Here is a 22,675-nt window from a genome sequence, read left to right on the forward strand (position 1 = left end):
CTTCACGTCGTGTCGAACTTAAAGCTGATTGTCGGCTATTGGCCAGATACCGTCGGCATCAATGCCGATGCCGACGGTTCGTATTGCGATATTTCATTAAGCGACGTCGGCGAAGCGCAGCAGGTCGATCATCTTGAAATCATCGCCCTTCTTCGATGCATCGACGGTCGGCAGGAACGGCTGCCATTCGGGATCCTGCGAAAGATAGGATCCCTTGTCGCCCTGCAGCAGTCCGAGGAACACCTCGGTGACGATCCGCGCGCCAACCGGCCCGAGCCGCTCGCCATTCTGCGTCACCTGCGCCTCGCGCAAGATATAGAACCAGAGCGGCGTCCGGTCGTCGAAGCCGTGGGGTTTCAGATCGGCAAGGTCGCCCTTCGACAATTCGGGCAGCTTCATCGCACGCGCGACCCGCTGTCCCGACGGCAGCGAGAAGGTCAGGTGACGCAGCAGGTTGCGCTGCGCGAGCGAGGCCGGGTTCGTCTTGGGATCGGGGTTCGGGACGACCGATCCCGGCAAGCGGAACAGCGACGTCGACAGCGTCGAATCGATCTTCTTGTTCGGCTTCACATTGCCGTCGCTGAAATCGAAGAAGGTCGGCCAGTCGATGAAACGCCGCGGGGCGCGGCAACCGCCCGACAGGTCGTCGGGATCGTTCGGGTCCGACGGCGTCGGGGTAAAGATCATCGCAAAGAAGGGACTGCCGCCGTTGCCGGTGAAATTGGCGCGATACGACGGCCGCACCTGGCTGTGCCCGAACCGATAGGCCGCGACCGAAAATTCGACCGGAATATAGGGCTCGTTGTGCCAGTTGTAATATTTGCGCCCGTTCGTCAGCACATCGTCGACCACCGCGTCGCCGCACGTCTTGCGTAGGAATTCGTGGACGATGATCCACTGATAGTGCCAGCGCACGATCCGCTGCGCCTCGGCGAAAATCTCTTCCGATCCGGTCAGCTTGATCTTGGTCTTCACATGCTCGACGACCTGATTGTGGAATTTCAGGAAGGCGACCTGAAGTTGGCCGATGATCAGATTCTCGTCGTCGCGCGGGTCCGCGATCAGGGCGACCTTCTGGCTGTTGCGCGGGACGTCGAACTTGTTTGCGGTGCCCGTCGGCTCGAGCAGGAATTTGCCGCCCTTGCCGCCTTGCGTGTCGTACAGATGCGGGCTGCCGCCGGGTCCGGCGCCATAGACATTGTCGAGGCCCAAACTCGGCGTGCGAAAATTGGCGATCTGTTCGGGATCGACCTGCCGCTCCAAGCTGGAGGTCGGGTCAAAGGTCATGTCGTGATCGAGAAACTGGCCGAGGAAGGTAAAGCCCGCGGTCAGCGTCGGATTGTCGCTGTTCTTTGCCGACAGCGCCGGGTTGGTGATCAGCTCGGCGGGGGTCTTGGTCAGATTGTCCTTCGCATCCATGATGCCGCCGACCTTGCCGATGTCGAGCAGCGCGGCGCGCACATCGGGGGTGTCGGCAGCAAAGGGCGGCAATTCGCCAAACATGCGGCCAAAACGGCCAGAGTCGGAATATTTGGAGCGCGGCGGAACGATGTCGCGCGGATATACGCCGTGACGAGGCATGGCATTCTCTCCTGTGGTTTATATTTTTGGGTTTTTCGGGACGATCCACCCACCAAGAGAGCTGGCATCCGCTGTTTTAGGTGCGAACCTAGAGCGGGGTGTGCACCCTATCGGCGCGCAGCCCCAAGACTATAGGTGGCTAATGTGAAATTAAGCTGCCGGACCGCGGCGGATTCGCGACGGAGCGAACATATTCAGCCTTTACGCTTGGCCCGAATTTCGCCGGCTGATTTGGCGTTTCCATTCAATCGCGGCCCCGAACACAGCCCTAACAGCGCCGCGCGACTCAAGAGAGCCCGACCTCGCAAGAGGGCAAAATTCCTCATCTGGCGCCTGGGTGGGTCCAAGCCGGGGCAATAGGGCCGCCTTATGTGCCCCTGGCGACCCAGACGAGCTGTTCCTCACCGAGGATAGATATCCCCATCTGGCGCCCGCCCGATCTCGATTTTAAGGGCGCTGTTTTTTCGGGCGCAATGCCAGTCGCGCTCAAGCCCATTCATATACGCGGCAAATCAACTGCTCGATTTCCCATGGAAAGTTGATGTCGCTTTCGCTCGCTTGAAAACCATGTTTCAATGCTGCGATGCGGAGGAGCGAGGCCGAGTTTGCCTTCCCGTTCCGGATGTCGAGGTCTGCGCGGTAAGCGAGTTCGAGCACGAACAGCCTGACGAACTCGGCAAGCGCCGGGAAGCCCATCTCATCGAATCCGGCCCGGGCAGCACCCCAACTCAATACCCTTGCATCGGACGGCACCGCAATCCTGCGGTCTCCGGTCATGACGGAGATCACGAGGGCGGTGTTCCAGATGAGCTTTTCAGAATCGGTCAGCGCGTCCCGGCCATGTGTCGCGATTGTTTGCGCGATGGCACGAAGGACCGCGTTCGGTGCCTCTGGATGACTTCGTGCCACGGGGATGCGCGGCCCGGCGTCGCGCGCCGAAGCTTTTGCCAGCTTTCGGACCAGGAGACCTAGCAACACAGCGGCAGCGTCGGCACGGGCATGCCGGGAAGGACCGGCGGCGCGTTGGCCGGTCGCCGCACTAGTGCATTGGCCTGCGCCAGTCGCGCCTGGCCCGAGGCATCCTGTCGATCGCTGAGTTCGACGCCTCTGAACGATGTCGCCGCGCACAGGAAAGCCTCGCGCGGGCCATTGGCTTCGATGGGGCCGAGGGCCGGGAGCAGTTGCCAAGGCAGGGCGTCGGCAACGTTTCCGCCCAGAAGACAGGTGACGAGAGGTGAAAGGAAAAGGCGGGCGGTCGTCAGCGCCGCAGTGGGATTTCCGGGGAGCCCGAGGATATGCCGCGCTCCAACTTTTCCATACCAGACTGGCTTGCCGGGTTTCATGGCGACGTCGGCGAAAGCGATTTCCAGGCCGAGCGGAGCAAATGCCGCGCGGCCATGGTCTCGATCGCCATGCGACGCCCCGCCGAGGACGACGAGGATGTCGGCCGATGCGGATTCCATGGCTCGGGCAATCACGTCCGGGTCGTCCGGGAGCCGGGCTCTCGATATCACCGTCGCACCTGCGGAATGGCAGAGCAGCTCAATCGCTGCGCTCAGGCTGTCTGGGATGACGAATGCGCTGCCCGCTGCGGCGCCGGGCGCAACAATCTCGTCGCCGGTCGCGAGGAGCTGAATGCGCGGGCGCGGCGATACGAGCAGTTCGTGATGGTCGGCGGCCGCCGCTGATATAGCCACCGCCGGTGTAACTTTGGTGCCCTTGGGAATGAGAAGCTGACCCAACGCAAAATCCGACCCTCGCTGCCTGATATGCGGCTTCCCGAGCGGCGAATGCTCGATCGCGACGCCGCCTTCGCTTTGGCGGCAATATTCGATCATGACGACGCGATCGGCGCCGCGGGGCACCGGAGCCCCCGTCATCACGCGCATCGTCTCGCCCGGTCCGATTTCCCCGGCGTCGTGGCTGCCAGCATAGCTGATGCCAATTGAACGGAACGTCGCGGCACCCCTGGAAAGGTCGCATTCGCGCACGGCATAGCCGTCCATCGCGGCGCAGGCGTGCCGCGGAGAGTCGAGGAGGGCGTGGATTGGCTCCGCCAGATGGCACCCGCCCGCGTCAGAGAGCGGAACGGCTACCGGTTCAAGCGGCCTTGCACCGGCAGCAAGTATGGCTAGTGCTGAATCGAAATCGATCGAGGCAGCGCACGCTGCGGTGATTTCACTCAGCTTAACCACGGGTCGACCGCACGACATTCGTCAATCCGGAACGCGCGACATCGGCCTGTGTCACTGCCGCTCCGACGACGATCAAAGTGGGGGCGTCGGCGGCGAATGATCGAGTCGCCAGTTCGAGCAGGTCGAGGCGAGTTGTGAGACGCTGTTCGCCGGGCCCGCTGACATGACACGCAATCATGACGGACGTGTTTCCGACCATCCCCGCACGCATGAGGCCGCGCATGATCTCTCCCGCGGCCTCACGTCCCATGTAAAACGCCAAGGTCGATCCACCGCCGGCGAGTGAATTCCAGTCGACATCGAGCGCCGCACCACGCTGGCTGTGCGCGGTGACGAAGCGAACATCGCGTGCGACGCCGCGAAGCGTGAGCGATATTCCAGCCGAGGCAGCGGCCGCGCACGCGGTCGTAATGCCCGGGCAGATGGAGACCAGATATCCAGCTTCGCGCAGCGCACCAAGCTCTTCCGCCGAACGGCCGAAGATGGAAGGGTCGCCTCCCTTGAGACGAACGACCCTTTTGCCGGCCGCCGCCGCCTCGACGAGGAGCGCATCGATCGTCCGCTGGTCTTTGGAATGCCGTCCCGATCTTTTGCCGACGCTCACCGTCTCGGTCTTGGAAGGGATGAGGCTCAGGATGCCGGCTCCGACAAGCGCGTCGTGAAAGACGATGTCGGCGCACTCGATCAGCTTCACTGCCTTCATCGTCAGCAGGTCCGGATCACCGGGGCCCGCGCCGACCAGCCATACGGTCCCCGGGGCAAAATCGTCACGCTGCATCGCTTGTCTCCTCGGCCAATATTCTTGCAAGTGCCGGACGGCACGACCCGCAATTGGTGCCAGCCCCGATCGCTGCGCCGATCGCGGCAACGTCGGCGAGTTGCTGGTCGCGGATCGCCGCGGCGATCGTCTTCAGGCCGATGTCGAAACAGATGCAGATGATCGGGCCGCGGTCGGCCTGAGCGCCGGGTGCACGACCGGCGAGTAGCGTCGGGGCGACTTCGGGTGCGGCAAGCTGCGCGATCAGCCAGTCGCGCGGGGGCAGCTCACCGCTTTCTGTGATGAACAGCGCGGCAGCGAGGCGGCCGTCGGCGACGATGGCGACGCGGCGCGTCCCGCGCGCGGCGTCCTGTGCGTCGATCCGCTCACCGCGCGGGAGCAGCGCTTCGATAGACTTCAGGTCGCCGTTGCCGGCGAGTTCCCATAGCGTGCCCGACGGGACGGCGATGCGCGTCGCCCACAGGCATTTCGGCGGCGCGTCGAGTTCGTGCGCCAGCAGCAGGAAGCCGCGCCATTTCGTCGCGACCGCCGCGATCGATGCCGGGGTTCGTTTGAAACCCGGCTGGCCCGAGACGGGGTCGACGAGCGGCCGCGAGAGCAGGCCGGTGCGGCCGCCGCTGCTGGTGCGGTCGGTCCAGTGGATGGGCACGAACAGCTCGCCGGGGCGCTGCCCAGCGCTGAATTGAACGCGATATAAGCTGTCACCCTGCGGCGTGTCGACGCGAGCGAGGCCGCCGTCGATGAGGCCGAGGCGCTCGCCATCGTCGGGATGCACCTCGACGAGCGGCTCCTCGCGGTGGCGCGCGAGCTTGGGCGAGAGGCCGGTGCGCGTCATGCTGTGCCATTGGTCGCGGTAGCGGCCGGTGTTGAGCGTCAGCGGCCATTTTTCGAGCGGCGCGGGCAGGGGCTTTTGCGCAACCGGAACGAGCCGCGCGCGCCCGTCGTCGGTGGGGAAATATCCTTCGGCCAAAATGTAATCGCCGCCCCAGCGGAAAGGCTGCATGTCGTTGTAGGCGGCGTTGCCGCCCGGCGGCGCGCCGGGCAGCGCGAACAGGCGGCTGCCGTCATTGTCATAGGTCGAGAGGCGGCAATGTTCGCGCCAGATGTCGGCGGCGCGGTCGTAGGCGAAGGCGTTTTTCCATCCCATCCGCCGCGCGACCTCCTTGACGATCCACCAGTCGGGCATCGCTTCGCCCGGCAGCGGGAACAGCGCGCGCTGGCGGCTGATCGTCCGGTCGCTGTTGGTGACGGTGCCGTCCTTCTCGCCCCATGCGGCGGCGGGCAGCCGGACATGCGCGAAGGCGCCGGTGTCGGTCTGTTCGATGACGTCGCTGACGACGACGAAGGGGCAGGTGGCCAGTGCTTCGCGAACCCGGTTCGCGTCGGGCATCGACACCGCGGGGTTGGTCGCCATGACCCATAGGGCCTTGATGCGGCCTTCGCCGATCGCGCGGAACATATCGACCGCTTTGAGGCCGGGCTTTTCGGCGATTGCGGGTGCCGCCCAGAAACGCTGGACGCGGTCGCGGTTCGCGGGGGCGAAATCCATATGCGCCGCGAGGGTCGAGGCAAGCCCGCCGACTTCGCGCCCGCCCATCGCATTGGGCTGTCCGGTGATCGAAAAAGGCGCCGCGCCGGGTTTGCCGATGCGGCCGGTGGCGAGGTGCAGGTTGGTGATCGCGTTGACCTGGTCCGTCCCCGACGTCGACTGGTTGATGCCTTGGCTGAACATCGTGACCGTCCGCGGCGTCGCGGCGAACAGCTCGTAGAAACGCCTGAGGTCGGCAGCCGGCACTTCGCATGTCCGTGCCACCGACCACAGGTCGTTCCCCTCTCCAAGCTGGTCCCAGAAATACGCGGGCACCGCGACGTGCGCGGCGAGGTATGTTTCATCGACGACGCCCGCCTCAAGGCAATGCTGGAGCATGCCGTTCATCAGCGCGACGTCGCTGCCGGGGCGGATCGCGAGGTGCAGGTCGGCTTCCTCGGCGGTCTCGGTGCGGCGCGGATCGATGACGACGAGCTTCGCGCCCGCTTCGCAGCGCGCGCGGATGCGCTGATAGACGATCGGGTGGCACCAGGCGGTGTTGCTGCCGACGAGAACGATCAGGTCGGCGGCATCGAGGTCGTCGTAAGTGGCAGGGACGATGTCCTCACCGAAGGCGCGCATGTGGCCGGCGACCGCGCTCGACATGCAGAGGCGTGAATTGGTGTCGATGTTCGCTGTGCCGATGAAGCCCTTCATTAGCTTGTTCGCGACATAATAGTCTTCGGTCAGCAATTGCCCCGAAACATAGAAGGCGACGCTGTTCGGGCCGTGGCGCGCAATCGTCTCCTTGAAGCGCTTTGCGACGAGATCGAGCGCCTTGTCCCAGCTGGCGCGTTTCTGGCCGATCATGGGATGGAGAAGGCGGCCTTCGAGGCCAACGGTCTCGCCCAGATGCGTGCCCTTGGAACAGAGTTTGCCGCGGTTGGCGGGGTGGTCGGGGTCGCCCTCGATCCGGACCTCGCGCGCCGCCGTCACCGTCGCGCGGATGCCGCAGCCGACGCCGCAATAGGCGCAGGTCGTGCGGACCGCTTCGCTCATCAGGCGGCTGCCTTCAGCGTACTGGCGCGGCAGATAAGGACGCGGCCGGCATCGATCTTGACCGGAACGGTCGGGGTGCAGCCCTTGTCGTCGCCGAGCGCCTCGCCGGTCGACAGGCTGATCCGCCAATTGTGCAGCGGGCAGGCGACCGCGCCGCCATGGACGATCCCCTGGCTGAGGCGGCCCTGCTTGTGTGGGCAGCGGTCGCGGAGGGCGAAGACCTTTCCCTCGGCGGTGCGGAACACCGCGATGTCGTCGCCGCCGGCGACCTGCACGGTGCGGCTGCCGCGCACGGGGATTTCATCGACCCAGCCGATGTCGAGCCAGTCGCCGGTCATGCCCATTCCTCCTGCGGGGTGAAGCGCGCCATCGGCGCATGATGCTCGGCTTCGGCGCCCTCGGCGCGCTGCGCCCAGGGGTCGTCCTGCGAAAAGCTCTGGGCATAGAGGAAGCGCGCGCGGAGCGCTTCGCGGCCGACGGCATCGTCGGCGATCCGCGATTTGATGTAGTCGACCCCGACGCGCTCGATCCACGGCGCGGTGCGTTCGAGGTAGCGCGCCTCCTCGCGATAAAGCTGGATGAAGGCGGCGCAATAATCCATCGCCTCCTGCTCGGTCGCAACCTTGCAGAGCAGGTCGGTGACGCGCACATGAATCCCGCCATTGCCGCCGACGTGGAGCTCGTATCCGCTGTCGACGCAGACGATGCCGAAGTCCTTGATCGTCGCCTCGGCGCAGTTGCGCGGACAGCCTGACACCGCGATCTTGAACTTGTGCGGCATCCAGCTGCCCCAGCTCATCCGCTCGATCTTGACCCCGAGCCCGGTCGAATCCTGCGTGCCGAAGCGGCACCATTCGGACCCGACGCAGGTTTTCACCGTGCGCAGCGCCTTGCCATAGGCATGGCCCGACACCATCCCCGCGGCGTTGAGGTCGGCCCACACCGCGGGCAGATCCTCCTTTTTGATCCCGAAGATGTCGAGCCGCTGACCGCCGGTCACCTTGACCATCGGCGCTTCATATTTCTCGACCACGTCGGCGATCGCGCGCAGCTCGGTCGGGTTGGTCAGCCCGCCCCACATGCGCGGGACGACCGAATAGGTCCCATCCTTCTGGATATTGGCGTGGAGGCGCTCATTGACGAAGCGGCTCTGCTGGTCATCGACATAGTCGCCGGGCAGCGCGCAGAGCAGGTAATAGTTGAGCGCGGGGCGGCACGAGGAACAGCCGTCGGGGGTGGTCCAGTGCAGTTTCTGCATCACCTCGGGGATCGAGCGCATGTCCTGCGCGACGACTTCGCGGCGGACGTCGTCGTGGCCGAAGCTGGTGCATTTGCACATCGTCTTGGGTCCGGCCTGCACCTCGTCGACCAAGGTGAGCGCGAGCAGATTTTCGACGAGGCCGGTGCAGCTGCCGCAGCTCGCCGACGCCTTGCAGGTGCCGCGCACCGCGTCGAGGCTGTGCGCCCCCTTGGCGATGCACGCGACGACCTGGCCTTTGGTAACGCCGTTGCAGCCGCAAACCTCGGCATCGTCCGAGAGTGCCGCAACGGCCGCCTTAGGGTCCGCGGCGCCTCCTCCCGAGGCGAAGGACTGGCCGAAGATCAGCAGGTCGCGGAGATCGGAGACATCCTCCTGCTTCTTTAGGAGGTCGAAATACCAGCTGCCGTCAGCGGTGTCGCCATAGAGCACCGCGCCGACGATGCGGTCGCCCTTGACGATCACCCGTTTGTAGACGCCGCGGCTGGCGTCGCGGAGCACGATGTCTTCGCACCCATCGCCACCTGAAAAGTCGCCCGCCGAGAACACGTCGATCCCCGACACCTTGAGCTTGGTCGATGTCACCGAGCCGCGATAGCCGCTGGGTTTCTCGACCAGCCCGTCAGCGAGGCTGCGGCACATGTCCCACAGCGGCGCGACGAGGCCATAAACCTGCCCGTCATGCTCGACGCATTCACCGACCGCGAGCACGGCGGGGTCGCTCGTGACCATATGGTCGTCGACCTGAATGCCGCGCCCGACCGCGAGGCCCGCGTCGCGTGCGAGCGCCACCGAGGGGCGGATGCCGACCGCCATGACGACCAGGCTGGCGGGGATCAGCCTTCCGTCCTTGAGCTTTACGCCCTCGACCTTGCCGTCGCCGACGATCTCGGCGGTGTCGGCGCCGGTCAGGATGCTCTGACCGCGCGCTTCGAGCGCGTTTTTTAGCAACCAGCCCGCGGCTTCGTCGAGCTGGCGTTCCATCAGTGTCGGCATCAGATGGATGACGGTGACCTTCATCCCGCGCAGGCTCAGCCCGTGGGCGGCCTCGAGCCCTAGCAGCCCGCCGCCGATCACCACCGCGTCGCCGCCAGCACCGGCAGCCGCGAGCATCGTGTCGACGTCATCCATGTCGCGGAACGCGATCACGCCGGACAGATCCTTGCCCGGTACCGGGATGATGAACGGGTCCGAACCCGTCGCAATCAGCAGCCGGTCATAGCTTTCGGTGGTGCCGCTGCGCGCCGTCACCGTTTTGGCCGCCCGGTCGATCGCGGCCACCGGGTCGCCCGCGACCAGCGCGATACCGTTTGTCGCGTACCAGTCGGCATCGTTGATCACGATGTCGTCAAAGCTTTTTTCGCCCGCGAGGACGGGTGAAAGCATGATGCGGTTGTAGTTGACCCGCGGTTCGGCGCCGAAAATCGTTACGCGATACCGGTCGGCGTCGCGCGCCAGCAGTTCCTCGACCGCGCGGCAGCCCGCCATGCCGTTGCCGATCACGACCAGATGCTCGCGCGTGTCGGCCTTGGGCTTGAGGGGTTTGTGTTCCATCAGAGCATCCAGTCCAGTTGGAGCCAAAATTTGTCGGTGTCGGTGGCGAAGCCGTCGGCGCTGTAGTGGGCGTAGCGCACCGAACCGGTGATCTTGCCGAGCTTGGCGCTGGCGAGCAGGTCGATCTCGTCGCCATAGGATCGCGCGGCGCGGTCGCTGCGATAGTCGTGATAGGCCGCCTGCACGGTGACGGCTTTTAGCGGACCCACCGCTTTCCAGCTCCACCCCGCGCTCGCATACAGGTCGTGCACCCCGTCGGGCGGGGTGACCAGAAACTTGTCGGCCCAGCCCTGGAATTTGAAGCCGGTGGCCAGCGGGGTCTGGAAGCTGGTGAGGGCGGTGCCCCCAATTGCTCCTGAACCGGCGCCGAGTATCTCGTATCCGACGCCGACCCGGGGGCCACCAAGATCGACCGCGAAGTCGGCCAGATAATAGTCGGCGCTGTAGTCGTTGGGGTTGCGGTGCCAGTCCGACTGGCGGGCATAGCTTAGCTGCCAGCCGATCTTTGCCTTACCGAGCGGCCTTGATCCGTCGAGGCGAGCGCCATAGCTCTGGCTCGACATGCGGAAACCCTGCATCGCGGCTTCGTCCTGATCGACGAGATAGGCAAAGCCGCTGAGCTTGCCGACGGGGGTCTGGGCGCCGACATTGGCGAAGACATTGTCGCCCGAAACCGCCTGCTGCCGCGCGCCGGCGCCGTCGAAGCCCCAGATGGTGCGCACGCTCCACGCATAGGCGATATCGACCTTCACGCCCTTGAGCGGCGTCACTTCGGCCCGCACCGCGTCATAGCTCTGGCCGTTCTGGCGAAAGCCGACGCCGCCGACGAAACGCTCGTCGTCGAAACCGATCCGCTGGCGCCCTGCGGTCACCGCGAAGGCAGACGAGGCGTAGCGGAGCTGGGCGCGGGTGAGGGCGATGTTTTCGGGATCGGCGACGATCGGACGTGTCGCAGCACCGTGGAGCCCGTCGAAGTAATTATCGACGACCGCCAGATTGCCTTGCCCTTCGACCAGCGCCGACCAGCGTCCCGCCTTGGCCTCGACCCCGGCGCGCAGCCGCAAGGTCAGGGCGTCGGCGTTGGCGGCGAGGCCGTCCTGATCGACTGTTTCATAGCGGAGGCGGGCTTCGCCGAGCGGCTTGATCTGGACGGCCTGGGCATGCGCCGTCCCGGCCGGCGCGAGCGCCAGCAAGAATATGAGGGTGCGGGCCATGACTAGATCCGCACGCCTTCGGCGGCGCCCCAGGTCGCGCGCCACTGGCTCTTGACGAAGAGCAGGCCGACCAAGGCGACAACGGCCAGTCCGGCGAAGATGTAGAAGCCCGGCGCAAAGCTGCCGCTCCACTGCTTGGCAAAGCCGAGCGACGAGGCGAGATAGAAACCGCCGATGCCGCCCGCCATGCCGACCAGCCCGGTCATCACGCCGATCTCGGCCGAAAAGCGCTGCGGCACGAGCTGGAACACCGAGCCATTCCCGGTGCCGAGCGCGAGCATCGCGATCACGAACAGCCCGAGCGAAGCGGGCAGTGTGTCTGCCTGCGGCACCCCGGCGAGCGCCAGCGCCGCGACAACGAAGACCATCATCAGCGCCTTGACCCCGCCGATCCGGTCGGCGAGCGCGCCGCCCATCGGCCGCACCAGCGATCCGGCGAACACGCACGCTGCGGTGCAATAGCCCGCCATCACCGGGGTCAGGTGGAACTGGTCGGTGAAATAGATCGGCAGCGATGCGGCGAGTCCAACGAAACCGCCGAATGTCACCGAATAAAAGGCCATCAGCCACCAGGCGTCGGCGGTCTTGAGCGGTTCGAAATAATGCGCGAGCTTCTTGGGTGCAGGCGCATTGGGCGCATCCTTTGCCATGACAAGGTAGATGAAGAAGACGATGGTGAGCGGGATGCAGGCGAGGCCGAGCACCGCATTCCACCCGAACATCACCGCAAGGCCGGGTGCGAACAGCGCCGCGAGCACGGTGCCCGAATTGCCCATGCCGGCGAGACCCATCGCCTTGCCCTGATGCTCGGGCGGATACCAGCGGCTGGCGAGCGGAAGCGCGATGGCAAAGCTGGCACCTGCAAAGCCGAGCACCACACCCAGCGCGAGCGTGCCGGTGAAGCTGGTGACTCCCATCAACCAAGCGAGGAACAGCCCGGCGATGACGATCACCTGGCTGATCGCGCCGGCGCGCTTGGGACCGATGCGGTCGACAAGCAGGCCGTTGACGACGCGCAGCAGCGCCCCGGCGAGCGTCGGCACCGCGACCATCAGCCCCTTCTGCGCCGGGCTGAGGCCGAGGTCGGCGGAGATCGCGGGCGCGAGTGGGCCGAGGATGACCCACACCATGAAGGCGAGGTCAAAATACAGAAAGGCTGCGACCAGCGTCGGCCAGTGCCCGCTGGACCAGAAATTCGATTTGGGCGCCGTAGCCGTCCCCGCTTTTGCCGTCGTCATCGTCCGTCCCCTTGTGCGACGGGCAATAAAAAAGCCGCCAGGACGGCGGCCACGCGGGCGCATCCTGACGGCTTCATTGCCTGTTGGATTACGGGAAAAGGCTTCCCGCCTGCCGCGCGGACCGGCCCCGTCGTTGGAGCCGTAGCCGCTTTATCCTGCCCCGGCAGCCTTGCCGAGTGCCTTTAAGCTGCCTGATTCGCGGCCCCACCGCAAGCGGTTATTTCGCAGGTGCAGCATAAAATAAAAACTAAGGAAGATCGGCAAGATAGCCCTGAATATCGTCGGGATCGAAGGCGCGGCCATCGAAAAACCGATCGCTACCGAGCAGCAGGCGCCCCTGCACCGACCCGGCCCCAAGCGGGGTATCGATGCCGCCCTCCAGCTTCGAACTCGCCCCCGGCAGCGGTGCTCCCGATCCGGCGAGCGCGGCGCGATAGATGTCGGGGCGGAACACCGCGGCCGCAGTGGCGGCGTCGGCGCTCGAATAGGGCGCCGCGTCCCAGCGCAGCATTTGTGAATAGAGCCACGCCGCCTGGCTGCGCCACGGGAAATTGGCGGCTTCACGGTGCTGGAACATGAAATCGGGATAGTGGATCGCGTCGCCGCCCGGGGTCAGCCGGACGCGGTCGGTGATCGCGCGCAGCACCGCATCGCGCGGCGCGTTAAGATATTCGGGGCGTGACAAGATGTCGGCACTGTCCTCGGCGGTGCCGGGTTCGACGAAATGGGCGGCGGCAGCGTGGAGTGCGCGGAGCAGCGCCTCGACCGCATCGCGGCGCTCATCGACGACGGCGTCGCGCAGCGCGAGCACTTTTTCGACGCCGCGGCGCCAGATCTGCGCAGTGGCGAGCGCGATATGGCCGACGCCGCGCTCGACCGCGATCGAGTTCCAGGGTTCGCCGACGCAAATGCCGTCGACCTCGCCCGCGGCCAGCGCATCGGCGGCAAAGGGAGGGCTGGTAACGACAATATCGATATGGAGGTCGGGACGAATGCCCACCCCCGCGAGCCAGTATCGCAGCATATAATTATGGCTCGAATAGCGATGCACAACGCCAAAGCGCAGCGGCTTGCCCGCAATTTTACGCGCCGCCGCCACGCGCTGCAGCGCCGCGCCGATTGTGGCGGGATCACCAAGCGTGTCGCCCAGCCCGACATCCTTGGCGAGCTGGGTGGAAAAGGTCACGGCATTGCCGTTGAGCCCCAGCACGAACGGCACCGCCATCGGCACCGCCGGCCGATCGCGGCCAAGCGCAGTGGCGATCGCCAGCGGTGCGATCATGTGCGCGGCATCGGTATGGCCATAGAGCAGACGGTCGCGCACCGTCGCCCAAGTCATGTCGCGGACCAGTTCGATCTGTACGCCTTCGCGCGCTGCAAAACCCAGCTCGTGCGCCAGAATCGGGAGCGCGGCATCGACCAGCGGCAGAAAGCCGATGCGGAACGTCTCGGCGCTCATTCCATGTCTCCCAGCAATGCGTCGCTGGTCACGATCGCTTCCGCTATTTCCGAAATGCGGCGGTTGGTGCGCATCGCCTGACCGCGCAGCAAGGCATAGGCGGCGGGTTCGTCGATCGCGCGCCGTTTCATCAGGATCGCCTTGGCGCGATCGATCGTCGCACGTTCGACGAGGGCATTTTTCGCTTCGTCGAGCTCGCGTTGCAGCCGCGAAAAGGCTTGGAAGCGACGGATCGCGAGGTCGATCACCGGCTTGATTCGCTGTTTTGACAGCCCGTCGACGACATAGGCCGACACCCCGGCATCAATTGCGGCGCCCGTCGCCTCGGCATCGCTCTGATCGACGAACATCGCGATCGGCCGCGCCAGCGCGCGCGACATGGCGAAGAAATCCTCGAGCAGGTCGCGGCTGGGGTTTTCGAGGTTGATCAGGACCACTTCGGGCCGTGCCGCTTCGATCTGGGCGGCCAGCGGACCCGCGGTGTCGATCAAGACCAGGTCGTCGAGCCCAGCCTCGCGCAGCCCATCCGAAATGATGGCAGCGCGCGTCGTGCTGGTGTCGATGATCGCGATCCTCATGACCGCGGCTTTACGCTGCAGCGCACAAATCTGCTAGCAGGTTTCAGCTTTTCTATGGATATCTGCTGCCGAATGGCCGCTATTTGACATTTTGAGCTCAAAGCCGTCAGGCAGCTATCGGCCACAAGCCCCGCGAGATTAATGCTCGACAGCCGAAATCCTCTTCTTCTCGGCGGCTTTGATCGCATTGATCCGTTCGAACGTCGCCGTGTCGGTCGGTTGAAGGGCCCCTGACTGTTTCAGCGCATCTGTTTGGTCGCTCTGACTGCCAAGCCATTCGTGGACAATCTCGTCGGTTTGTTCGCCCATGAGCGGTGCCGCTTTGCCTGTCGGGGCGTGGGAGAAGCGGTGGTTGCCTGCTGTGCGTTCCGAAATCACGGGGTCGGCAAGATACGGGTGGCTGTCCACGCGGAAACTGCCGCGTTCGAGGCAATATTCGGAATTTGGCAGATCGGCGACGCGCAGCATTGGCGCTGCCGCAATGCCGACTGCCTGCAGGCGGACTGCCGCGTCGAATGCGGACTGGCCGCAGACCCATTCTTCGAGCGACACACCGCCGAGCAGGCCGCGAAGTGCGGCGTCGTCGCATGGAACCGTGATGGCACACCACTGATCTTCGCCGCTGGCCGGCAAGACGAGAGACTTAGGTCTCCCCTCCATTTGGATTTCAGGCATGAGCAACTCGGCGAATTGTCCCAGCATCACTTCGGCCTGCGACACGCTTGCGGTGCCGCCGCGGCCGGTCCGCAGACGTCGGATCAACAATGCGGTCGCCCCGAGCGCGCTGATGCGGCCCGCGACATGGTCGGGGTACACCGTCACCGCGTCGCTGTAGCTGGCCGGATCGTCAGCGTATCGCCACATATCTGTTAGTCCCGTCGCCGCGCGGACGAGCGGGCCATAGCCGAGCCGCTTCGCCCATGGCCCCGTCGGCCCGAAGGCCGAGCTGTCGGCCATCACGAGGCGCGGATTCGCCGCGGCCAGCACATCGGCGCCGAGGCCGAGCGAGTCCAGCGTCCCCGGCTTGAAGTTGGAAAGCAGCACATCTGCTCGCCGCACCAAATCGAGGAACAATGCGCGTCCCTCTTTTTGCCGGAGGTCGAGCCCGAGGCTCCGCTTGTTGCGGTGCCCCGCCGCAAAGCTCGCCGACAAACCATAGGGCAGATAGGATTGCCGTGATCCGTCGGGAAAGGCGGCGCTCTCGACCTTCACGACATCGGCGCCGCCGTCAGCGAACATCCGCCCCGCCTCGGCTCCCACGACAATAACGCCGAGGTCGAGGACTCGCAGTCCCTCGAACGGCCGGGCGAGCGTCTCGTCGCCGATCGCCATAGCAGGCGGGGGTGACACCGTGCCAACCGGCCCCATGCGCGCATCGTCGATCGTCAGAACTCCGTTCGGCAGCGTAACGCGCCGCCCATCGGTCAGCGTCACCTCGGCCAGCGCGTCGCGCGCCGCGACCTGCTCGCTCGACGCAAATTCTTCGAAGCTCAGCAGTCCCGCGATCGGCACGCCATATGCTTGGCCCTCGACTTCCAAATCGGCTCGCTTTCCTCGCGCGAAGAATGCCGCCAGCGCCGTGTGCAGCGCCTCGGACTGCTGCCGCACGGTGATCTTGGCAAACTCGGGCCCGGCAAAGACCGCTGGCTCGCCCATCCAACGGAACATGCCTTGCCACTGGCGCGGTGCGAGAAGGCAGATCCGCACTTGCCCGTCGGCACAGGGAAAGATCGGATATTGCGTGCCCTTCGCGGGCCGGTCCCGCGAAAGCAGGTGGATCGGGCGTCCCATCGTGGCGCTGCCGTTGATCCCATAACCCGGATCGAGCGCCTGCATCGCGCCGTCGAGCGCGGAAAAATCGATCAGGTCGCCGCGCCCCGACAGGAGCGCCTTGTAACAGGCGGCAAGGACGACATAAGCGCCCTGCGCTGCGGCGCATTGCCAAGCAATCTCGCCAGGCGGCAGCAACGGCGCGCGGCCGCGAATGCCCGAGCGCGAGAGGCTGCCCGACAAGGCGTGCAGCACCGCATCGCTCGCGTTCCATTCGCTGAAGCTGTTTCCCGTCCCAAACGGGCTGACGTGCATCAACACCAGCGCGGGATTTGCCCTGGACAGCGCCTCATAGTCGAGGCCGGCCGATGGCGAAGCGACGATGATGTTCGCAGCGTCCAGCGCCGCCGCGTCGATCCGTTCCGTATGCAGGATCTTCCCCACATTTGCCGCGATGTCGGCGGCGTCGCCCTTGGCCAGCACGTAACGATCGACGCGCGCGCCGAGCTCGGCGAGATAGCGCGTGATCGGTGCGAGCGGCCCATCGGCGAGGTCGACGACGCGCAGCCCGGCAAGCGGTCGATCGGCGGTCATCCAGGATTGCGCGGAAATTGCGGCAGCCCGGCGGGAATTTCGACCCACGGTAGCGCCGACGACGTCCATACGTGAATTGCGGGAGTGAATTGCCCCGGATTGTCGGCGGTACCCGCTTTGACGATCGCGACCTTTGGTGAGGCGGCCGACAGCGAGCGGATCGGCGAGCCGCAGGTCGCACAAAATTGCCGCAGAACCGGCTCGCCGCTCTCGGTGTCCGGATCCTCCCATGTGGTGAGGTCGCCGGTGACCTGCATCGCGTCGCCGCGGAAAACGACATTGACTGAAAAGGCGCTGCCCGACTGCCGGCGGCAATTGCCGCAGTGGCAGACGGCGACCGCCATCGGATCACCGGTCAACCGGTAACGCACGGCGCCGCAATTGCATCCGCCCTCGATTTTGCTCATCTCGCTCTCCCGCATCTTTTCATGTTGCGCTTTTATCTAATGACATTAGGTTATGGAGTCGGCAACAGACAATCGATCCGCAACAAGCGGACCGCAAGAGGTGGAGAGACGAATGAGCGAGCATTTTGCGATGACGATCGATGGCCTGGCCGTCGAAGCCAAGGCGGTGATCGAGGTGCGGAACCCCGCGACGGGTAAGGTGTTCGCGACCGCGCCCGACGCTGATGCCGAGGATCTGGACGCGGCCGTTGCGGCGGCGACGCGCGCCTTTCCCGCATGGCGCGACACGCCGCTCGCCGATCGCAAGGCCGCGCTCGTCAAGGCCGCCGAGGCGATCGAGGCGCATGCCGACGAACTCGCCGCCTTGTTCGTGAAGGAACAGGGGCGCCCGCTCCCCGGCGCGAAGATGGAAATACTTGGCGCCGCGATGTGGATGAAGGCGACGACGATGCTCGATATACCGGTCGACGTCACCGAGGACAGCGACACGCGGCGGGTCGAAGTGCATCATGTGCCGCTCGGCGTCGTGTGCGGCATCGTACCATGGAATTTTCCAGTGCTGCTGGCGTCGTGGAAGATCGGCCCGGCGCTGATGGCGCGCAATACGCTCGTGCTCAAGCCGTCACCGTTCACACCGCTTTGCACGCTGCGGATTGGCGAACTCATTCGCGACGCGTTTCCTGCGGGTGTCGTCAACATCATCAGCGGCGGCGACGCGCTGGGGCCGTTGATGACGGCGCATCGCGGTTTCGCAAAGATCAGCTTCACCGGATCGACCGCGACCGGGCGGCGCGTGATGGAATCGGCGGCGAAGGATTTGAAGCGCATCACGCTCGAACTCGGCGGCAATGATGCCGCGATCGTGCTGCCCGACGTCGATGTCGATGCGGTCGCTGCGCAATTGTTCGAAGGGGCCTTCCACAATACCGCGCAGGTCTGCGTTGCGACCAAGCGGCTCTATATCCACGCCGATATCTACGACCGGCTGCGTGACCGTCTCCACCAGTTGGCGAAGGAACTTCCCGTCGGTGACGGTGTGGAGCAGGGCAATCGTTACGGCCCGATCCAGAATGAACCGCAATATCGCCGCGTCCTCGCGCTGCTCGACGACGCGCGCGCCAATGGCCTAACCTTGCTCGAAGGCGGCGCCGTCCCCGACACGGGCTATTTCGTGCCGCTCACGCTTGTCGACAATCCGCCCGAGGACAGCCGGGTCGTGGTGGAAGAGGCTTTTGGCCCCGTGCTGCCGCTACTCAAGTTCACCGACATCGACGATGTCGTCGCGCGGGCCAATGACAGCGAATATGGGCTGGCGGGCGCGGTCTGGTCGGCGGACGTCGCAGCGGCGACCGCGATCGCGCACCGGCTCGACACCGGCACCGTGTGGATCAACCAAAATCTCCAGTCGACGCCTTTCACACCGCTCGCGGGTGCGAAGCAGTCAGGCTTTGGGCAGGAGAATGGGTTGCCGGGTTTGCTTGAATTTACGCGGCCAAAAGCGATCTTCATTCCAAAGGCGGCATAGGCGATGGAGCTTAGCGCTGAAGATGAAGCCTTCCGCGACGAGGTTCGTGCGTTTTTCGCGGCGGAACTGACGCCGGAACTTCGCCGCGCGGGCAAGCTGATGACGTCGGTTTACGCTGACCATCAATCGCAAATGGCGTGGCAGGAAACGCTCTATGCAAAGGGATGGGCCGCGCCCGCCTGGCCCGTCGAGCATGGCGGCTGCGACTGGAGCGTCGTCCAGCATCATATTTTCGCGACCGAGCGCGTCCGCGCGGGTGCGCCGCCGGTGTCGCCGATGGGGATCAAGATGTGCGGTCCCGCGATCATCGGGTTCGGCACGGACGAGCAGAAGGCGTTCTTCCTGCCGCGCATGCTGAGCGGCGAACATTTCTGGTGTCAGGGTTATTCGGAGCCGGGCGCCGGGTCGGATCTTGCCGCGCTGCAGATGAAGGCGGTCCGCGACGGAGGCGATTTCGTCTGCACCGGCACGAAGATTTGGACGACCCATGCGAATGTCGCGAACTGGATCTTCTGCCTTGTTCGCACGGCGAAGGCCGAGCGAAAGCAGCAAGGGATCACATTCCTGCTGATCGACATGACCTCGCCGGGGATCGAGGTGCGCCCGATCATCATGGCGTCGGGCGAGCATATCCAGAACCAGATCTTCTTCGACGATGTCCGTGTGCCGGCCGGCAACGCGTTGGGCGACATCGATAATGGTTGGACCGTCGCCAAATATCTCCTCGAATTCGAGCGCGGCGGCAGCGCCTATGTGCCAGAGATCGAGGTCGCGCTCAATGAATTGGCGCAGCAGGTCGGGGCTCAGCCGGTGGGACCGGCACGGATGCTGCTCGATGTCAGGATCGCGGAGGCGCGCATTCGCTGCGATATTCTCGCACGGATCGAAAGTGACATCCTCTCGCGCCTGTCTGCGGGGGGCCCGACCGGCGCCGATGCGTCGATGATGAAAATCCTCGGCACCGAGTTGCAGCAGCGCGTGACCGAGCTTGCGCTCGACGCAGCGGGGCCGTTCGCGCGAGCCTTTCAGCCCGGCGTTGCGATGCCAGGCGGGCCGATACCCGCGCATGTTCCCGACGATTATTGCAGCGGTGAGATATGGCAGGCGATCGCGCCGCTCCACTATCTCAACGAGCGCGCGAGCAGCATTTATGCCGGCACCAACGAAATCCAGCGCGGGATATTGGCAAAGGCCGAGCTGCGAATCTAGGAGAGCGCCATGTAACGCGCGAGATGGTCGTCGCGCGTGCCGAACTCGCTTTCGATCACGGTCAGCCGCTTGAACAGCGACGACACCGGCAATTCCTCGGTCATGCCCATTCCGCCGTGCAACTGCACCGCATTTTGACCGACAAAACGGCCGGCGTCCGCGATCGTCACCTTGGCGGCGCTGATCGCTTTCGACCTTTCGGCCGCATCGAGGTCCAGTGCATCGGCGGCGAGTGCTGCAGCGGCGGCCGCGCGCCGCGCCTCGATGTGCATGTCGACCAGGCGGTGCTGCACGACCTGAAAGCTCGACAGGCTTTGTCCGAATTGTTCGCGCTGAACCACATAATCGCGCGTGTCGGCAACGAGGCGCGCCATGATCGCGGCCGCCTCGGCGGCGACCGCAGCCGTGCCCGTATCAAGGATATCGTCGATCTCTTCGGGCTCGATCGCCAGCCGGGCCTCATTCGGAACAGTCGTATCGTCGAGCAGCAGATCTGCAGCGCGGCGGCCATCGATCGTCGGATAGGCTTTCATCGCGAGCGCCTCGCGCGCGATCAGAAAGGCCGCCATGCCATCGTCGGTCGCTGCCGTCACGATTACCGCATCGGCCTCGGCGGCGCCGACCGCGAGCAGCTTGCCGCCGGACAGGCGCCACCCCGCGGCGTCGATCACCGCGCGCGCCGGTTCGCGGTCGTCGATCCATGCGAAAGCGAGTTTCGCTTCACCCGCCGCCACGCGCGGCAGCCAGCGTGCTCCCGCTTCGCCGCCTGCGCGATCGAGCAACGAGCCCGCGAGCAAGACGCATTCGAGATAGGGCAGGGGCAAAGCGCGCGCGCCGATGACTTCCAGAACTGTAAAGCCCTCACTTGCGGAAAGACCAAGGCCATCATGGGCTTCGGCAAAGGGCAGTCCAAGGACTCCGGCAACGGCCAGCGCTTGCCAGCCGTCCTCATGCGCCTTCAGCCGATCGAACCTCGCTTCGAGTGCATCTTTCAGATCGGAATTCATCTCAACCAGCCTTCACTTGCGGCGCGTCGCGCAGGATGATGTCGGCGCCGCGCCATGCCATGGCCATCGTCGGGCCGTTGGTGTTCCCCGACGGGATAACGGGCATGATCGACGTATCGATGACACGAAGTCCTTCAACGCCGCGAACCCGCAACGCCGGATCGATCACCGACACCGCATCCTTGCCCATCCGGCAACTGCCGACCGCATGATAGCCGCAGGTTCCGAAGCGATCATAGGCGTCGAGGATCTCGGCGTCGCTGTTGTATGCCGGACCCGGTAGTGTCTCCTCGGCGATCATGTCGGCGAGCGGGGCTTGTTTCGCATAATCGCGCATCACGCGCACCGCGCCAACCATTGCCGCCCGGTCCTCGTCATTCGCCCGGTAATTGGGTTTGAAGCTTGCCGCCGCGTCGGGATCGCGCGTCGCGATGTGGATGCTGCCGCGCGAGGTCGGGCGCAGTGGATAGATCACGGCATTCATTCCCGGATGTTTTTCCAGCGCGGCGCGCTGCGTCGCCATGTCGAAGCTGAACGGCGCAATCAGCATCTGCGCGTCAGGGCGATTGAGTCCGGGGCGCGTCTTGAACCAGCCGCCAATTTCATAGGCTGCGGCCGACATTGGACCGTCGCCGGTCAGATAATAGCGCGCCGTCGCGAGCAGCAGCCGCCAGCCTCCGAACACGCGATTTTGTGACAGCGCCGCCTTGGTAAGCTTCCACTGCATGATGATCCCGCGATGCTCGATCAGCCCTTCGCCAACCTCAGGACTATGATGCACAAGCGGGATGCCGAGCGCGGCGAGCCGATCCTTGTCACCCACCCCAGAGCGTTCGAGGATTGCCGGGCTTGCCATTGCGCCGCCGCACAGGATCACCTCATGGTCGGCATCGATGCGCTTGTGCGTGCCGGCATGCAAAACTTCGACCCCTACCGCGCGGGTCCCGTCAAAGATCACCCGGTCGACGGTACGATCGGTCAGGATCGTGAGGTTAGGGCGCTTTTCGGCCGGTCGCAGAAACGCCTGTGCGGCGCTCTGGCGCTTGCCCTTGAAAATGGTGCGCGGCGCATAGCCGATCGCAACCTGATCGTCGGGCGCATTGATGTCGGACTTTTTCACCCAGCCCATCGCTTCGCCCGCCGCGACCTGCGCATCGCTGATCGGCAGATGCTGCGTCGGCATCGATATTTTGAGCCGCCCCGCGTCGCCGCGGGTTTCATCGGCGCCGAGCTCGTGATTTTCCAGCGCGCGATAGGCGCCGCCGATATGCGCCCAGGCCCAGTCGTCGCTCGATTTCTCCGCGATTGCGTCGAAGTCGGCGGGCTGGCCGCGCACATACATCATCCCGTTCACCGACGACGATCCGCCGAGCACGCGCCCGCGTACCCACGCTTCGGACTGGCCTGCGGTCGATGCTTCGGGTTCGCTCATATGAACCCACAGATGCTTCGGATCCTGCATCACCTTGGCGAGCCCCTTGGGCATGGCAATGAAGGGATGCCGATCGCGCGGTCCCGCCTCGATCAACGCGACTCTGATCGCGGGATTTTCTGACAGGCGGTAGGCGAGAACGCATCCGGCCGCCCCGGCGCCGCAGATGATATAGTCGAAGCGCATCCTCATTTTCCCTTGGATCCGGCCGCTTTTGCAGCGCTAGTGACACTCTCCATAAAAAACTATTGTCATTAGGTAAAGGGTCGAATAGGCTGATGCCAACGAT

17 protein-coding genes are annotated in these 22,675 nt (G+C 65.0%); 2 read left to right on the top strand and 15 right to left on the bottom strand.

All coding sequences use genetic code 11. From position 1 onward, the window contains the following. Positions 1-96: 96 nt before the first annotated feature. The 13 genes from AC3A43_RS03455 to AC3A43_RS03515 all read right to left on the bottom strand — a co-directional run bounded on the left by AC3A43_RS03455 (position 97) and on the right by AC3A43_RS03515 (position 17,213). Entirely contained in the window at positions 97-1,581 is a 1,485-nt protein-coding gene (locus AC3A43_RS03455) for a peroxidase family protein (RefSeq protein WP_487791136.1), read from the bottom strand. 486 nt (positions 1,582-2,067) lie between these two features. Then, positions 2,068-2,559 carry a hypothetical protein gene (locus AC3A43_RS03460; protein ID WP_487791137.1) on the bottom strand — a complete coding sequence of 164 codons (492 nt, stop codon included), beginning with the start codon at positions 2,557-2,559 and terminating at the stop codon, positions 2,068-2,070. Further along, positions 2,550-3,794, bottom strand: a complete 1,245-nt coding sequence (locus AC3A43_RS03465; RefSeq protein WP_487791138.1) for a molybdopterin molybdotransferase MoeA — start codon at positions 3,792-3,794, stop codon at positions 2,550-2,552. The genes AC3A43_RS03460 and AC3A43_RS03465 overlap by 10 nt, the downstream gene beginning before the upstream one ends. Next, positions 3,769-4,554, bottom strand: coding sequence for a uroporphyrinogen-III C-methyltransferase (cobA, locus tag AC3A43_RS03470; RefSeq protein ID WP_487791139.1), 786 nt, complete (start codon positions 4,552-4,554; stop codon positions 3,769-3,771). Before cobA ends, AC3A43_RS03465 begins: the two co-directional genes overlap by 26 nt. After that, positions 4,544-7,141, bottom strand: a complete 2,598-nt coding sequence (locus AC3A43_RS03475; protein ID WP_487791140.1) for a molybdopterin-dependent oxidoreductase — start codon at positions 7,139-7,141, stop codon at positions 4,544-4,546. The genes cobA and AC3A43_RS03475 overlap by 11 nt, the downstream gene beginning before the upstream one ends. Then, a complete protein-coding gene (gene nirD, locus AC3A43_RS03480) occupies positions 7,141-7,479 on the bottom strand; it encodes a nitrite reductase small subunit NirD (protein WP_487791141.1) in 339 nt (112 codons plus the stop codon). The genes AC3A43_RS03475 and nirD overlap by 1 nt, the downstream gene beginning before the upstream one ends. Further along, positions 7,476-9,953, bottom strand: a complete 2,478-nt coding sequence (gene nirB, locus AC3A43_RS03485) for a nitrite reductase large subunit NirB (protein ID WP_487791142.1) — start codon at positions 9,951-9,953, stop codon at positions 7,476-7,478. Before nirB ends, nirD begins: the two co-directional genes overlap by 4 nt. Further along, positions 9,953-11,167, bottom strand: a complete 1,215-nt coding sequence (locus tag AC3A43_RS03490; RefSeq protein WP_487791143.1) for an alginate export family protein — start codon at positions 11,165-11,167, stop codon at positions 9,953-9,955. Before AC3A43_RS03490 ends, nirB begins: the two co-directional genes overlap by 1 nt. Before the next feature lie 2 nt (positions 11,168-11,169). After that, positions 11,170-12,405: a nitrate/nitrite transporter gene (locus AC3A43_RS03495; protein ID WP_487791144.1), complete on the bottom strand. Its 1,236-nt coding sequence runs from the start codon at positions 12,403-12,405 to the stop codon at positions 11,170-11,172. 247 nt (positions 12,406-12,652) lie between these two features. Further along, complete coding sequence (locus tag AC3A43_RS03500) at positions 12,653-13,864, bottom strand: CmpA/NrtA family ABC transporter substrate-binding protein (protein WP_487791145.1); 1,212 nt, start codon at positions 13,862-13,864, stop codon at positions 12,653-12,655. Beyond that, on the bottom strand, positions 13,861-14,442 hold the full coding sequence (locus tag AC3A43_RS03505; RefSeq protein WP_487791146.1) for an ANTAR domain-containing response regulator: 582 nt from the start codon (positions 14,440-14,442) through the stop codon (positions 13,861-13,863). The genes AC3A43_RS03500 and AC3A43_RS03505 overlap by 4 nt, the downstream gene beginning before the upstream one ends. A gap of 138 nt (positions 14,443-14,580) precedes the next feature. After that, complete coding sequence (locus AC3A43_RS03510; RefSeq protein WP_487791147.1) at positions 14,581-16,806, bottom strand: CaiB/BaiF CoA-transferase family protein; 2,226 nt, start codon at positions 16,804-16,806, stop codon at positions 14,581-14,583. Continuing rightward, complete coding sequence (locus AC3A43_RS03515; RefSeq protein WP_487791148.1) at positions 16,803-17,213, bottom strand: GFA family protein; 411 nt, start codon at positions 17,211-17,213, stop codon at positions 16,803-16,805. Before AC3A43_RS03515 ends, AC3A43_RS03510 begins: the two co-directional genes overlap by 4 nt. 112 nt (positions 17,214-17,325) lie before the next feature. Here AC3A43_RS03515 and AC3A43_RS03520 point away from each other — a divergent pair, with 112 nt between their 5' ends. Together AC3A43_RS03520 and AC3A43_RS03525 are read left to right on the top strand one after the other, a co-directional pair. After that, a complete protein-coding gene (locus tag AC3A43_RS03520) occupies positions 17,326-18,738 on the top strand; it encodes an aldehyde dehydrogenase family protein (RefSeq protein ID WP_487791149.1) in 1,413 nt (470 codons plus the stop codon). A 3-nt stretch (positions 18,739-18,741) separates the two neighbouring features. Next, the gene (locus AC3A43_RS03525) at positions 18,742-19,947 is read left to right on the top strand and encodes an acyl-CoA dehydrogenase family protein (protein ID WP_487791150.1); all 1,206 of its coding nucleotides are present in this window, start codon (positions 18,742-18,744) and stop codon (positions 19,945-19,947) included. On the opposite strand, the gene AC3A43_RS03530 is transcribed toward AC3A43_RS03525, so the two are convergent. Continuing rightward, complete coding sequence (locus AC3A43_RS03530; RefSeq protein WP_487791151.1) at positions 19,944-20,954, bottom strand: acyl-CoA dehydrogenase family protein; 1,011 nt, start codon at positions 20,952-20,954, stop codon at positions 19,944-19,946. The two genes, AC3A43_RS03525 and AC3A43_RS03530, sit on opposite strands and share 4 nt — an antisense overlap. Position 20,955: 1 nt before the next feature. Next, positions 20,956-22,572 (bottom strand): GMC family oxidoreductase, encoded by a 1,617-nt coding sequence (locus tag AC3A43_RS03535; protein WP_487791152.1) that lies wholly within the window; start codon positions 22,570-22,572, stop codon positions 20,956-20,958. Between the last annotated feature and the right edge of the window lie 103 nt (positions 22,573-22,675).

This window comes from Sphingopyxis sp. Soil_C_28 (assembly GCF_057657055.1).

Bases quoted from the DNA above. Each gene is read 5' to 3' on its own strand.
- AC3A43_RS03455 (WP_487791136.1), bottom strand. From the start codon at position 1,581: ATGCCTCGTCACGGCGTATATCCGCGCGACATCGTTCCGCCGCGCTCC.
- AC3A43_RS03465 (WP_487791138.1), bottom strand. From the start codon at position 3,794: ATGTCGTGCGGTCGACCCGTGGTTAAGCTGAGTGAAATCACCGCAGCG.
- cobA (WP_487791139.1), bottom strand. From the start codon at position 4,554: ATGCAGCGTGACGATTTTGCCCCGGGGACCGTATGGCTGGTCGGCGCG.
- AC3A43_RS03475 (WP_487791140.1), bottom strand. From the start codon at position 7,141: ATGAGCGAAGCGGTCCGCACGACCTGCGCCTATTGCGGCGTCGGCTGC.
- nirD (WP_487791141.1), bottom strand. From the start codon at position 7,479: ATGACCGGCGACTGGCTCGACATCGGCTGGGTCGATGAAATCCCCGTG.
- nirB (WP_487791142.1), bottom strand. From the start codon at position 9,953: ATGGAACACAAACCCCTCAAGCCCAAGGCCGACACGCGCGAGCATCTG.
- AC3A43_RS03490 (WP_487791143.1), bottom strand. From the start codon at position 11,167: ATGGCCCGCACCCTCATATTCTTGCTGGCGCTCGCGCCGGCCGGGACG.
- AC3A43_RS03495 (WP_487791144.1), bottom strand. From the start codon at position 12,405: ATGACGACGGCAAAAGCGGGGACGGCTACGGCGCCCAAATCGAATTTC.
- AC3A43_RS03500 (WP_487791145.1), bottom strand. From the start codon at position 13,864: ATGAGCGCCGAGACGTTCCGCATCGGCTTTCTGCCGCTGGTCGATGCC.
- AC3A43_RS03505 (WP_487791146.1), bottom strand. From the start codon at position 14,442: ATGAGGATCGCGATCATCGACACCAGCACGACGCGCGCTGCCATCATT.
- AC3A43_RS03510 (WP_487791147.1), bottom strand. From the start codon at position 16,806: ATGACCGCCGATCGACCGCTTGCCGGGCTGCGCGTCGTCGACCTCGCC.
- AC3A43_RS03515 (WP_487791148.1), bottom strand. From the start codon at position 17,213: ATGAGCAAAATCGAGGGCGGATGCAATTGCGGCGCCGTGCGTTACCGG.
- AC3A43_RS03520 (WP_487791149.1), top strand. From the start codon at position 17,326: ATGAGCGAGCATTTTGCGATGACGATCGATGGCCTGGCCGTCGAAGCC.
- AC3A43_RS03525 (WP_487791150.1), top strand. From the start codon at position 18,742: ATGGAGCTTAGCGCTGAAGATGAAGCCTTCCGCGACGAGGTTCGTGCG.
- AC3A43_RS03530 (WP_487791151.1), bottom strand. From the start codon at position 20,954: ATGAATTCCGATCTGAAAGATGCACTCGAAGCGAGGTTCGATCGGCTG.
- AC3A43_RS03535 (WP_487791152.1), bottom strand. From the start codon at position 22,572: ATGCGCTTCGACTATATCATCTGCGGCGCCGGGGCGGCCGGATGCGTT.